The organism is Burkholderia sp. MSMB2157WGS, assembly GCF_001532755.1.
Classification (GTDB): Bacteria; Pseudomonadota; Gammaproteobacteria; order Burkholderiales; family Burkholderiaceae; genus Burkholderia.
This window is the reverse complement of sequence record NZ_LPJG01000011.1, coordinates 162226-174540: the sequence shown is the minus strand read 5'-3', so window position 1 is coordinate 174540 and position 12315 is coordinate 162226. Positions and strand designations below refer to the sequence as shown.

General features: G+C 69.1%; 10 protein-coding genes. 6 read left to right on the top strand and 4 right to left on the bottom strand.

What is annotated here, in order from left to right:
• The first annotated feature begins 2 nt into the window (after positions 1–2).
• Positions 3–1046, top strand: a complete 1044-nt coding sequence (gene astE, locus WT53_RS05415) for a succinylglutamate desuccinylase (RefSeq protein ID WP_060258785.1) — start codon at positions 3–5, stop codon at positions 1044–1046.
• Positions 1047–1399: 353 nt separating this feature from the next.
• Positions 1400–2194 carry an ABC transporter substrate-binding protein gene (locus WT53_RS05410; protein ID WP_006490898.1) on the top strand — a complete coding sequence of 265 codons (795 nt, stop codon included), beginning with the start codon at positions 1400–1402 and terminating at the stop codon, positions 2192–2194.
• A 90-nt stretch (positions 2195–2284) separates the two neighbouring features.
• Here the strand turns inward: WT53_RS05410 and WT53_RS05405 are convergent, their stop codons facing one another.
• Both WT53_RS05405 and cdpA read right to left on the bottom strand, forming a co-directional pair.
• On the bottom strand, positions 2285–3811 hold the full coding sequence (locus WT53_RS05405) for an HDOD domain-containing protein (RefSeq protein WP_059782528.1): 1527 nt from the start codon (positions 3809–3811) through the stop codon (positions 2285–2287).
• Between the two features lie 27 nt (positions 3812–3838).
• The gene (gene cdpA / locus WT53_RS05400; protein ID WP_218921408.1) at positions 3839–5581 is read right to left on the bottom strand and encodes a cyclic di-GMP phosphodiesterase CdpA; all 1743 of its coding nucleotides are present in this window, start codon (positions 5579–5581) and stop codon (positions 3839–3841) included.
• 278 nt (positions 5582–5859) lie between these two features.
• On the opposite strand from cdpA, the gene WT53_RS05395 reads away from it, so the two are divergent.
• A complete protein-coding gene (locus WT53_RS05395) occupies positions 5860–6408 on the top strand; it encodes a peroxiredoxin (protein WP_027783990.1) in 549 nt (182 codons plus the stop codon).
• Positions 6409–6493: 85 nt separating this feature from the next.
• Here the strand turns inward: WT53_RS05395 and WT53_RS05390 are convergent, their stop codons facing one another.
• Positions 6494–7123 (bottom strand): SDR family oxidoreductase, encoded by a 630-nt coding sequence (locus WT53_RS05390; RefSeq protein WP_034206834.1) that lies wholly within the window; start codon positions 7121–7123, stop codon positions 6494–6496.
• Between the two features lie 265 nt (positions 7124–7388).
• Here WT53_RS05390 and WT53_RS05385 point away from each other — a divergent pair, with 265 nt between their 5' ends.
• Positions 7389–8879: an NYN domain-containing protein gene (locus WT53_RS05385; RefSeq protein WP_034206835.1), complete on the top strand. Its 1491-nt coding sequence runs from the start codon at positions 7389–7391 to the stop codon at positions 8877–8879.
• A gap of 129 nt (positions 8880–9008) precedes the next feature.
• On the opposite strand, the gene WT53_RS05380 is transcribed toward WT53_RS05385, so the two are convergent.
• Positions 9009–9392 (bottom strand): VOC family protein, encoded by a 384-nt coding sequence (locus WT53_RS05380; protein ID WP_034206836.1) that lies wholly within the window; start codon positions 9390–9392, stop codon positions 9009–9011.
• Between the two features lie 251 nt (positions 9393–9643).
• On the opposite strand from WT53_RS05380, the gene WT53_RS05375 reads away from it, so the two are divergent.
• Both WT53_RS05375 and WT53_RS05370 read left to right on the top strand, forming a co-directional pair.
• Positions 9644–10084 (top strand): (2Fe-2S)-binding protein, encoded by a 441-nt coding sequence (locus tag WT53_RS05375; RefSeq protein WP_034206837.1) that lies wholly within the window; start codon positions 9644–9646, stop codon positions 10082–10084.
• Positions 10068–12272, top strand: coding sequence for a xanthine dehydrogenase family protein molybdopterin-binding subunit (locus WT53_RS05370; protein WP_060258779.1), 2205 nt, complete (start codon positions 10068–10070; stop codon positions 12270–12272). Before WT53_RS05375 ends, WT53_RS05370 begins: the two co-directional genes overlap by 17 nt.
• Positions 12273–12315: the final 43 nt, after the last annotated feature.

The window sequence follows — 12315 nt, the reverse complement described above, 5'->3', positions numbered from 1 at the left end:
GGATGCCGGCCGTCGCGCTACTCGACGATTTTCTCGCTTTCACGCTGGCCGGCGAGGCGCCGGCCGACCAGGGCGGCGTCTGCGCGGGCGGCGCGGTGCGCTGGCAATGGCTCGGCGACGGGCTGCTCGCGTTCGAACCGGCCGCGGCCGGCGCCGCGGCGCGCGCGAGCGTGCTCGTGTCGGCCGGCGTGCACGGCGACGAGACCGCGCCGATCGAACTGCTGTCGCTGCTGGTGCGCGATCTGGCGTCGGGCGCGCTGCCGCTCGCGTGCCGACTGCTCGTCGTGCTCGGCAACGTGCCGGCGATGCGCGCGGGCCAACGCTATTTCGACGACGACCTGAACCGGCTGTTCGGCGGTCGTCACGCGCAGGCGCCCGCGAGCCGCGAAGCGCCGCGCGCCGCGCAACTCGAAGCGGCGGCTTCCGCATTCTTCGCGGCGGCGCCGGCGGCCGGCGCACGCTGGCACATCGACATGCACACGGCGATTCGCGCATCGGTGTTCGAGCAATTCGCGCTGCTGCCGTACACGGGCACGCCGCCCACGCGCGCGATGGTCGAATGGCTCGGCGACGCCCGCATCGCGGCCGTGCTGCTGCATACGGCGAAAGGCAACACGTATTCGCATTTCACGGCCGAGCATTGCGGCGCGCTCGCGTGCACGCTGGAACTCGGCAAGGTGCGGCCGTTCGGCCAGAACGACCTGACGCGCTTCGCGCCGGCCGACCGCGCGGTGCGCAAGCTCGTGTCGGCGGGGGCGACGGACGTCGATGCCGTGGGCGGCCATCCGTCGCTGCCGCGCGTCTTCACGGTGATCGATCAGATCACGAAGCAGAGCGACGCGCTCGAGCTGTTCGTCGCGGCCGACGTCGCAAACTTCACCGCGTTCCCGCGCGGCACCGTGCTCGCGCAGGACGGCGACTATCGCTACACGGTGCAGCACGACGAGGAGCGCATCGTGTTCCCGAACCCGACCGTGAAGCCGGGGTTGCGCGCGGGCCTGCTGGTCGTCGATACGACGCGCGACACGCTGGCCGCACTCGTCTGATCGATGCGCGATCGGGCGGGCTGCTGCGCCTCGCGGCCCGCGCATCGTTCGCGATCCATTCATTTTTGCGATGACGTCCGCACGTCGTGCCCACGGCGTGGGCGCCGCGCTTGCGTATTTGCGACACCGTCTTGCAAGTTCGACAGGTCGCGTGGCGGCCGCCGGGCACGCAGCGCGGCATCGCGTATCGGCGGCCGCTTTGCCATATCGGGCCGCACGGATTGGTACAATCGCGGCCTTGCGACTGTTGCGTCGCATCACGGCGCGGCGTCGGCATTGCCGGGGTCATCCGACCCTGCGATGATGCATGCGCCCGTCGTTCCGGAACATTCGAGTATCGAGGAGAACACCTGATGAAGTTGGATTGGCGTAAAGTGGCCGCGCATGCGGTGGTGGCGGCATCGGCCGTGGCGGCAGGCAGCGCGTTTGCCGCGGATCTGAAGGAGATCCGGTTCGGCGTCGAGGCCTCGTACGCACCGTTCGAATACAAGACGCCCGACGGCAAGCTGACCGGCTTCGACATCGATATCGGCAACGCGGTGTGCGCGAAGCTGAAGACGAAGTGCGTGTGGGTCGAGAACGACTTCGACGGCCTGATCCCGGCGCTGCAGGCGCGCAAGTTCGACGCGATCAACTCGGACATGACGATCACCGACCAGCGCAAGCACGCGATCGCGTTCACCGACCCGATCTACACGATTCCGAACCAGCTGATCGCGAAGCAGGGCAGCGGCCTGCTGCCGACCCCGCAATCGCTGAAGGGCAAGCGCGTCGGCGTGCTGCAGGGCACGATCCAGGAAGCGTACGCGAAGAAGAAGTGGGCGCCGGCCGGCGTCGAAGTCGTGCCGTACCAGACGCAGGATCTGGCGTACGCCGATCTGAAGTCGGGCCGTCTCGACGCGACCTTCCAGGATTCGGAAGCCGGCTCGAAGGGCTTCCTGACGAAGCCGCAAGGCCAGGGCTTCGCGTTCGCGGGCGGCACGGTCAGCGACACCGAAATCCTCGGCTCGGGCGTCGGCTTCGGCCTGCGCAAGAACGACGCGGCGCTGAAGACCGCGCTCGATCAGGCGCTGAAGGAACTGAAGGCCGACGGCACGATCGACAACCTCGCGAAGAAGTACTTCAGCGTGCCCGTCACGCTCAAGTAAGCGTTTCGTTCGATCGCACGATGGTAAAAAACCGGCCGCCGATGCGGCCGGTTTGCTTTGGTGGAGCGCAAGCGGCGGTGGGGCGGAGCGTCAGCCGGGCGGCGCGGGAAAGAACCGCCCGAGCTCGCGCGCGAGTTCGTTGAGCACGGCCATCTCCTGCTGCGAGATCTTGCGCGCGGGCTGCACGCCGGCCCAGTCGCCGTACAGCAGCGCGACGCTCGTTGCGCCGACGCGCACGGGCAGCAGCACGAACGCGCGCGTGTCGTCGAACGCGTCGAGATACCACGCGGGCAGGCGCTTCATCATCTTCGGCTCCTGCGCCTGCTCGATGAAGATCCCGACCGAGTTCGAGATCGCGAGATGAAACACGTCCGGCTCGAAGCGCTCGTCGAAGCGCAGCCGGTCGAGCGCCGTATCGACGCCGGGGCCGAAACCCAGACGCGCGGCGAACGTGCCGTCGTCGTGACGCACGAACATCACGGTGCGCGTGAAGGCGAGGCCGGCCAGCAGGCTTTCCGACGCGAGCGCGAGCACCGGCGTCAGCACGTGCTCGGACGGCAGCGCGCGCAGGTCCGCGAGGCCGGCTTCGAGGCATGCCTCGGGCTCGGCCTGCGCGCGCGCGATCGCATCGGCGTTCGCGCGCAGTTCGACGATCTCGCGCATCACGGTGTCGCTCGCTTCCTCGCGTGCGAGGCGCTCGGCGATCTCGACGAGCGCCGCGGGTTCCATGCCGAGTGTCGGGCTGCAGTGCAGCGCGAGCGCCGCGACGCGCGCGTCGCGCTGCGGGCCGGCCGGCAGCGCGAGCGCACCGGCGACGTCGGTCGAGCAGCGGCTCACCGCGCGCAGCCAGCGGATGCGATCGGCCGGGCCGCGATCGGCCGGGCCGTCGTCGGCGGCGACCGCCGGGCAGCAGCCGACGCCGTCATCGTCGAACGCGTCGGCACAGGTCGCGTGGCCGTCGTCGTTGGCCATCCCCGCGCGGATCACGTCGGGCAATCGCCAGCGCGCGGCCGCCTCGAGGCCGATCTCGTCGAAGCCGACGCCGAGCACCTCGGCGCAGGCGGCCGATTCGTCGCCGTTCAGCTCGGACGCGCGGCGGCGGATGCGGTCCCATTCGCTGTCGAGATAGCAGACCACCAGCAGCTTGCCGACCTGGCGCATCAGCGTGCAGACGACGGCCTCCTCGCCCGCGCGCAGTTCGACGCGTTCGGTGAGCTTGCGCGCGACGCAGCCGGACAGCAGCGCGCGGTTCAGCTCCAGCTTCGCGTCGATGCGACGCGGCGTGCTCTGATGGAAATGGTCGACGAGCTTGAGTCCGACGACGAGATGGCCGACGGCGTCCATGCCGAGCACCATCAGCGCGCGGGTCACGGTGGTGATGTTGCCGCCGAACGCCATGTACATCGCGGAGTTCGCGAGGCGCAGCACTTTCTGCGTGAGCGCGAAGTCCGACAGCACGACGCGCACGAGCGCGGTGAAGTCGAGGTCGTCGTTCTTCATCGCGGCCATCGTCGCGCGCAGCGATTCCGACAGCAGCGGGAAATCGCCCCGTTCGTTCATCCGGGCCCACAGCTTGTCGAGCAGCGCGGTGCGGGGCAGGTGTTCGGTGATTGACATACGGATCTGTTCGGTTCGCCGCGCGCGTCAGGCGACGGCGTGCAGGTGCAGCTGCTGCGCCTCGAAGCGCCGCGCGAGCTCCTCGGACGGCAGCGCCTGGCAGACGAGCCAGCCCTGGATGTGATTGCAGCCCATCTCCGTCAGCAGCTCGCGCTGCGCCTCGGTCTCGACGCCTTCGGCGACGAGCTCGAGATCCAGTGTTTGCGCGAGGCCGACCACCGCCGACACGATCGCGCGGTCGTTGCGCGACGTCAGCAGGTTCTCGACGAAACTGCGGTCGATCTTCAGCTTCGCGAGCGGGAAGCGCTGCAGATAGGCGAGGCTCGAATAGCCGGTGCCGAAATCGTCGATCGCGAAGCGGATGCCGAGGCCGGTCAGCTCCTCGAGCAGCATTTTCGCGTGCGCGGGATCGTGCATCAGCAGGCTTTCGGTGATTTCGAGCACGATACGGCGCGGGTCGATGCCGGTCAGCGCGATCGCCTCGCGCACGCTTTGCGTGAAGCGCGGGTCGCGGAACTGCTGCGGCGACACGTTGACCGCCACGTATTGCAGCGCGAGCCCCTGGCCGTCCCACGCGACGAGCTGCATGCACGCGGCCTTGAGCACCCAGTTGCCGAGGTAGTTGATCAGCCCGATCGATTCGGCGAGCGGGATGAAGGTGGCTGGCGGCACGAGGCCGTGCACCGGATGGCGCCAGCGGATCAGCGCCTCGACGCCGACCACCGCGCCCGACTGGCTGCGCGTGATCGGCTGGAAATGCAGCGAAAACTCGCCGTTGCGCACGCCGTCGTACAGGTCGGCCTCGAGCTTGAGCCGTTCGGCGTCGGCCGGATCGTCGACGGGTGCATGGAACGCGAGCGCGTTGCCGCCCGATGCCTTCGCCTGCGCGAGCGCGTGGTCGGCGCGGCGCAGCAACGGGCTGTGGTGCTGGGCCCGATGCGGCGCGGCACGTTCGTCGGGGTAGAGCGCGATGCCGATGCTCGCGGACAGGTGCACGGTCTGCCCCTGGTACACGTAGGGCTCGCGCACCGCGGCCTGCAGCCGGCGCGCGAGCGCATCGGCGGTCTGGCTCGCCTGCGCGCGGTCCGGTGCGCCCAGCACGACCGCGAACTTGTCGCTCGCGACGCGCGCGAGCCGCTCGTTCGGCGTGACGAGCGCCTTCAGCCGCTGCGCGGTCTCGCGCAGCAGCATGTCGCCCGCGTCGTAGCCGAGCGCGCGGTTGATCCGCTGGTAGTCGTCGAGGTCGAGCAGCAGCAGCGCCGCGCAGGTGCCGTCCTCGTCGGCGGTCTGCTGCGCGCGCATCAGCGCCGGCACGAGCGCGGACAGGTTGTCGAGCCCCGTCATCGGGTCGTGGTGCATTTCGTACGTGAGGCGTGCCTCGAGCGCGCGCCACGACGACACGTCGAATGCCGCGATCGCGAAGCCGTCGACGCCGTGGTGGCGGCTCTTGAACGCGCGGACCTCGACGTCCAGCGGGTAGGTGAGCGACTTGACGATGCACATCGTCGCCTTCTCGACCTGGCCGGAACGTGCGGCACGGGCGAGCAGGCCTTCGAGCGCCGGGGTATCCTGTTCGGCGATCAGGTCGCGCAGCGTCAGCGTATGCAGGTAGTCGCGGTGGTAGCCGATGAAGCGCAGGCTGGCGTCGGACACATACAGAAAGCGCAGTTCGCGGTCCACATGGGCGAGGAAATCCACCGTGCCGACCGTCTGTTCCAGCCAGTTGCGCACGGAATCGTCGCGGCGCGGCGCGACGGCGCGCGCGGGCATCAGCGCGCCGCCCGACCGGGCGAAGCGGCGCAGCGTATGCAAGGCGCTGCGCCAGGAGCCCTTGCGTGACGTCTGTTTCCTGTTGGCTTCCATGTTTCTCGCTGACGTGAAGGGCTGGAACCGGTTGTCCGGAAGGAATAACGGCAGACTGTGCGGAATCTTTAACGGGCCGGCCGCGGGCGGCGCTGCCGCGGATCCGGATCATCGACACGGGTGTTCGGCAGGCGAACGCTCTCGTGGCCTACATCGGGCTGACTTTATAAGAAATGAGGACGCAGATGAAGCGAAAACTGTTGCTGGGCGCCATGGCGGCGCTGGTGGCCGGCCATGCACTGCTGGCGCAGGCGGAACTGAAGCCGGGCGCCGCGGCGCCCGATTTCACGACGCAGGCGTCGCTGGGCGGCAAGACTTACACGTACTCGCTCGCGGACGCCCTGAAGCAGGGGCCGGTCGTGCTGTATTTCTATCCGGCGGCGTTCACGAAGGGCTGCACGATCGAGGCGCATGCGTTCGCCGACGCGGTCGACCGTTACAAGGCTTACGGCGCGACGGTGATCGGCGTGTCGGCCGACAACATCGACACGCTGACGAAGTTCTCGGTGAGCGAGTGCCGGAGCAAGTTCCCGGTGGCGGCCGACCCCGATGCGAAGATCATCCGCGAATACGACGCGAAGCTGCCGGCGCTCGACCGCGCGAACCGCGTGTCCTACGTGATTTCGCCGGAAGGGAAGATTCTCTACGAATACACGAGCCTGTCGCCCGACAAGCACGTCGAGAACACGCTCGCCGCGGTGAAGGCGTGGGCCGACGCGCATCCGAAGCAGTAAGCGGCCGCCCCGCGCGTGAAAACGGCCCGTCGTGCGGGCCGCGGGCACGGGCATGCGCCGCCTGCCGGCGGCGCGCAACGGGCCGTTACGCGCGCAACGCCTGTTCGATCGGCACGCTGCCGCCGACGAAGCCGACGACCTTGCGCGAGATGCCGAGCTTGATCGCCTCGATCGCGGCCCATGCCACGTCCTGGCGCGAGACGGGCGGCGCGGGCTCGAGCCACGTGTCGGTCAGTGCGATCTTGCCGACGCCCGGGTCGTCCGTGAGCGGGCCCGGGCGCAGGATCACGTAGTCGACGCCCGACGCGATCACGCGATCGTCGCCCTCGCGCTTCATCTGCGAGTAGTGGTGCAGCGCGTCCGGCCCCTGCTCGGGCCGGTATGCGGACAGCGAGCTGACCACCACGAGCTTCTGTGCGTTGTAGGCGAGCGCGTACTCGGCCGCGCGGGCGACCGCGTCGCGGTCGACCTGTTCCTCTTCGGTCGCGCCTTCCGATTCGGCCGACCCTGCCGCGTAGATCACGTGCGTGATGCCCTGGAACGCGTGCGAGAAATCGTTCGTCAGATCGGCCTCGACGACCCGCGCGCCGGGCAGCGCATAGCCGTGCCGGCGCACGAGCGCCGTGAGCTCGAACTCCGGCTGCTCGAGCAGCAGATCCGCGCAGGCCCGGCCCGTCCGTCCGGTCGCGCCAATCAGCAGTACCTTCGTCGTCATGAAACCGCTCCTTGCTCGATGCGTCATCCACCCAGATAGGGACGGACGACCGATAACTCAAGTGTAATGTCGAATCGGCCCGGCGGCGGGCGCGTAATAAGGGGCATACCGGCGCGGGCGTACCGGCCCGGGCATACCGGCACGGGTGGCGGCGTTCATTCGTTCACACGGATGCGGGAATGACGCGCCGACCGGCTATCATGTGCGCGATGCATTTTTCGCCGCTACGTGTGAACAACGCGTCGGCCCACCGGTTGGAGTACACATGGCATTACCCCTGGACAACGTGAGCATGGCCGTATTCTGCGACTTCGAGAACGTCGCGCTCGGCGTGCGCGACGCGAAGTACGAGAAATTCGACATCAAGCCCGTGCTGGAGCGGCTGCTGCTGAAAGGCAGCATCGTCGTGAAGAAGGCCTATTGCGACTGGGATCGCTACAAGGGCTTCAAGGCGTCGATGCACGAAGCCAGTTTCGAGCTGATCGAGATTCCGCACGTGCGCCAGTCGGGCAAGAATTCGGCCGACATCCGGCTCGTGGTGGACGCGCTCGATCTCTGCTACACGAAGTCGCACGTCGATACGTTCGTGATCATCAGCGGCGATTCGGATTTTTCGCCGCTCGTGTCGAAGCTGCGCGAGAACGCGAAGAAGGTGATCGGCGTCGGCGTGAAGAAATCGACGTCGGATCTGCTGGTCGCGAACTGCGACGAATTCATCTTCTACGACGATCTGGTGCGCGAGCAGCAGCGTGCGCTTGCGAAGCGCGAACAGCAGCAGCGCGCGGGCAACGGCGGCGCGAAGCGGCCGGACGAGCCGTCGCGCAAGCACGACATGGACGCGCGCAAGGCCGAGGCGATCGCACTGGCGGTCGAGACGTTCGACGCGCTCGCGTCGGAGCGCGACGACGTCGGCAAGATCTGGGCGTCGGTGCTCAAGAGCGCGATCAAGCGCCGCAAGCCTGATTTCAACGAGTCGTACTACGGATTCCGCGCGTTCGGCAACCTGCTCGACGAGGCGCAGGCGCGCGGCCTGCTCGAAGTGGGGCGCGACGACAAATCGGGGGCGTTCGTGTCGCGGGCTCGCCAGTCGGTTGCAGCCGAGCCCGTCGCGGCAGGCGGTGAGGGCGGCGCGGCGTACCACGGCGCCCAGCGCGGCACGCGCGCGGCGGAGCCGGCGCCGACCGACCGTGGGGCGCGCCGGCGCGGGGAGCGGGCGGAAGCGGTCGTTCACGAAAGCGTGCAGGTCGACACGGAAGACGCGGCGCTTGCCGAGGTCGCCGACGCGGCGCCGGCCGAAACGCGCGACACGTCCGAGGTGGCCGAGGTGGCCGATGCGCAGGGTGACGCGAAGGATGGCCGCAAGCGGGCGCGCAAGAGCGCGGCAAAGAAGACCGGCACGAAGAAGGGCGCGGCCGCGAAGGGCGCCGGTCGCCACGCGGCCGGCAAGCCGGACGCCGCCGCGCACGGCGACGCGAAGCAGAGTGGCGATGCGCAGGCGCACGGCCAGCATGCGGACGAACCGAATCGCGACGCGGCACATGACGAGCGGCACGCGGCGGCGGCGCCCGCCGAGCCGGCGTCTCACGCTTCCGGCGCCCGGAGCGAAGCCGTGCAGCCGTCGCACGACGTGGCGCCGGTCGAAGCGGCGGCCGACGAGGCTGCCGAAGCACCGGCCGCCGCCAAGCCGAAGAAGCCGGCCCGGAAGGCGGCGCCGCGTGCGCGTCGTCCGCGCAAGACGACGGTTGCCGCCGAGTAACGAGTAACGCGAGTAACGGCGGCCGGCGGCGGTCGCGCGCTCGGCCGGTTCTTGTCCGCAACCGGCCGACGCAACCGGCCGACACCCGCGCCGCGCCATCCGGGCCGGTGCAATGCCGGCGCTGTCGCGCTAACCGTTCAGCGCGTACGGCTGCGTCATCACCTTGAGGAAGTGACCGTCCGGATCGTCGAAGTACACACCGCGTCCGCCGTTGTGGCGGTAAATATCGTCGGCTTGCCGTTTCGCGGGGTCGGCCCAGTGCGGCAGCCCGCGTTCGCGAATGCACGCGAGCACGCGATCGAAGCCGGTCTCGTCGATCAGGAACGCGTAATGCTGCGACCGGATCTCCCCCGCCTGTTCGTAAAAATCGAGCGACACGCCGTTGTCGAGCGCGACGACCAGCATCGCGCCGAATGGCGTCGGCGGCGGCAATTCCAGCAGTTCGGTGAGGAAGCGGCTCGACGCATGCTTGTCGCGGCACCAGACGATCGTGTGGTTGAGCTGGACGTTCATGGCGGGTTCCCGGGAAGGGCGCGGCGGTGGGCATGCACACACGATAGCCGATTGCGGCCCGTCCGCAAGCCAGGGCCGCGACGAACCGGGCGCCACGCGCCATTCGTCGGCTGAAACGATCTGGACGAACGGCTACTTTTTCGGGAGCAAAGGTCATTGGCGCCGCCTTTTGCGCCGCCAAGAATTCCTGTCAAGCCATCGCCGTCATCCGCCGGATGACGAACGGGCGATGCGCGACAGGGAGACAGACGATGCGCTTCATGCTGAACGGCCAGCCGTTCGATTTCGACGGCGATCCCGATACGCCGCTCCTGTGGGTCATTCGCGACTCGGCCGGACTGACCGGCACCAAGTACGGCTGCGGCATCGGCGCATGCGGCGCCTGCACCGTGCACCTCGACGGCGAAGCCGCACGCGCGTGCGTGCTGCCGGCGGCGAGTATCGCGGGTCGCGCGGTCACGACGATCGAAGGGCTGTCGCACGACCGCTCGCATCCGGTGCAGCGCGCGTGGATCGAGAAGGACGTGCCGCAATGCGGCTATTGCCAGTCGGGGATGGTGATGGCGACGGCCGCGCTGCTCGCGCGCCACCGCCAGCCGACCGACGCGCAGATCGACGAGGCCGTCACGAACCTGTGCCGCTGCGCGACCTATCAACGCATTCGCGAGGCGATCCATGTCGCGGCCGGCTGACGCGGTGCAGACGCGGCTCGTGCCGAACGCGGCGCGCCGCGTGTTCCTGCAGGGCGGCGCCGCGCTGGCGGGCAGCCTGCTGCTGCCGCTGGCGTTCGGCGACGTCGTGCACGCGGCCGGCGACGGCGCGCGCTTTCGCGAGATCAACGACTGGGTCCGCGTCGACGCGGACGGCAGGACGATCATCGGGTTGTCGCAAGCGGAAGTCGGGCAGGGTGTCTATACCGGGCTGCCGCAGGTACTGGCCGACGAGATGGATGCCGACTGGCGCAGCGTGACGGTCGAGTTCGTCACGGCGCGCGACGCGTACCGGATCGACGCCGCGAACGAGGCGCCGCAGCAATTCGTCGGCGCATCGATGTCGGCGACGATGTTCTACATGCGGTTGCGGATCGCGGGGGCACAGGCGCGCGCCGCGTTCCTGAGGGCCGGCGCCGCTCGGCTCGGCGTGCGCGACACGCAGTGCGTGACGCGCGACGGCCGTGTCGTCCATCGGCCGAGCGGGCGTTCGCTGTCGTACGGCGCGCTCGTCGACGACGCGGCCAGATTGCCGCTCGATCCGCAGCCGCGCCTGAAACCGGCGTCCGCGCACACGTTGATCGGCCGTCCGCTGCACAAGCTCGACGTGCCCGCGAAGGTCGACGGCAGCGCGATCTTCGGCATCGACGTGCAGGTGGCCGACATGCTGGTCGGCGCGCTGACGATGGCGCCGACGCTGAACGGCAAGCCGACCGCCGTGAAGAACCGCGACGCGCTGCGCGCGATGCCGGGCGTGGCGGACGTCGTGCTCGCGAAGGATGCGGTGATCGTCGTCGCGCGGACCTACTGGCAGGCGAAGAAGGCGTGCGACGCGGCGGACATCGTGTGGGACGCGGGCCCGACGCCGGCATTCGACAGCGCGACGATCCTCGCGCAGCGCAAGGGCGCGTTGCAGGCGGAGCACGCGGTGGTGGCGACCCACATCGGCGAGCCCGGGCGCCATCTTGCCGAGTCCGACCGCGTCGTCGAAGCCGATTACCACACCCCGTACATCGTTCACGCGACGATGGAGCCCGTCAACGCGACCGTGCACGTGCGGGCCGACGAGATCGAGGTCTGGGGGCCGATCCAGGGGCAGGACAAGGTGCGTTGGACGCTGTCGGCGCTGTTCGGCGTGCCGGCCGAGCGCGTGATCGTCAACACGACGTTTCTCGGCGGCAGCTTCGGCCGCAAGTACGTGCCCGATTTCGTCGTGCATGCGGCCGTCGCGTCGAAGGCGGTCGGGCGGCCCGTGAAGGTGATCCGCTCGCGCGAGGACGACATCCGTCACGGTTTCTATCGACCGTGCGCGTCCGCGCGGTTGCGCGCGGCGCTCGGCCGCGACGGTCTGCCGGTCGCGCTGCATGCGCGCGTCGCCGGCCATTCGCTGTATGCGGCGATCAAGCGCGACCGCTACGACAAGGCGGGCGGCTGGGACGAGACGATGCTCGACGGCCTGTACGACCTTTGCTACGACGTGCCGAACCTGCTGGTCGATTCGGTCACGGTGATGCAGCCGATTCCGGTCAGCTTCATGCGCAGCGTCGGCAGCACGTCGACCGTGTTCTTCCTCGAAAGCTTCGTGAACGAGCTCGCGCATACGGCGCGGGCCGACCCGGTGCAATACCGGCGCGCGTTGCTGAAGCACGATGCGCTCGCGCTGCGCGTGCTCGACGCGACGGCCGCGCGCGCGAACTGGTTCGACCGCGCGCCGGCCGGCCTGTCGCGCGGGGTCGCGTACTCGCTGTACACCGGGCGCGGCGGCGCGTTCGGCACGTACGTCGCGGCAATCGCCGAGGTGCGCGTGACGCGCGGCAACGTAAAGCTCGAGCGGATCGTGTGCGGAATCGACTGCGGCCGCGCGATCAATCCGCTGCTGATTCGAGAGATGGTCGAAGGCGGCGTCGGCTTTGCGCTCACCAACACGTTCAGGAGCGAGATCACGTTCGAGCGCGGCGCGGTCGTGCAGCGCAACTTTGCCGACTACCCGCTGCTCGGTCTGGCCGCGATGCCGAAGATCGAGGTCGTGATCGTCGACAGCGATCGCGATCCGCAAGGCTGCGGCGAAGTCGCGTTGCCGCCGGTCGCGCCGGCGGTGGCGGATGCGATCTGGCGTGCGACCGGCCAGCGGCCGCGCTCGATGCCGTTCGATACGCCGCTCGCGACCTGAGCAACTTCGGTGTTCCCTCGAGGCTGGCGGTGCAGGTACGCCG

Coding starts and splice junctions, on each gene's coding strand:
- WT53_RS05375 (WP_034206837.1), top strand. CDS start 9,644: ATGCGCTTCATGCTGAACGGCCAGCCGTTCGATTTCGACGGCGATCCC.
- WT53_RS05380 (WP_034206836.1), bottom strand. CDS start 9,392: ATGAACGTCCAGCTCAACCACACGATCGTCTGGTGCCGCGACAAGCAT.
- astE (WP_060258785.1), top strand. CDS start 3: ATGCCGGCCGTCGCGCTACTCGACGATTTTCTCGCTTTCACGCTGGCC.
- WT53_RS05385 (WP_034206835.1), top strand. CDS start 7,389: ATGGCATTACCCCTGGACAACGTGAGCATGGCCGTATTCTGCGACTTC.
- WT53_RS05395 (WP_027783990.1), top strand. CDS start 5,860: ATGAAGCGAAAACTGTTGCTGGGCGCCATGGCGGCGCTGGTGGCCGGC.
- WT53_RS05410 (WP_006490898.1), top strand. CDS start 1,400: ATGAAGTTGGATTGGCGTAAAGTGGCCGCGCATGCGGTGGTGGCGGCA.
- WT53_RS05370 (WP_060258779.1), top strand. CDS start 10,068: ATGTCGCGGCCGGCTGACGCGGTGCAGACGCGGCTCGTGCCGAACGCG.
- cdpA (WP_218921408.1), bottom strand. CDS start 5,581: ATGCCCGCGCGCGCCGTCGCGCCGCGCCGCGACGATTCCGTGCGCAAC.
- WT53_RS05405 (WP_059782528.1), bottom strand. CDS start 3,811: ATGTCAATCACCGAACACCTGCCCCGCACCGCGCTGCTCGACAAGCTG.
- WT53_RS05390 (WP_034206834.1), bottom strand. CDS start 7,123: ATGACGACGAAGGTACTGCTGATTGGCGCGACCGGACGGACGGGCCGG.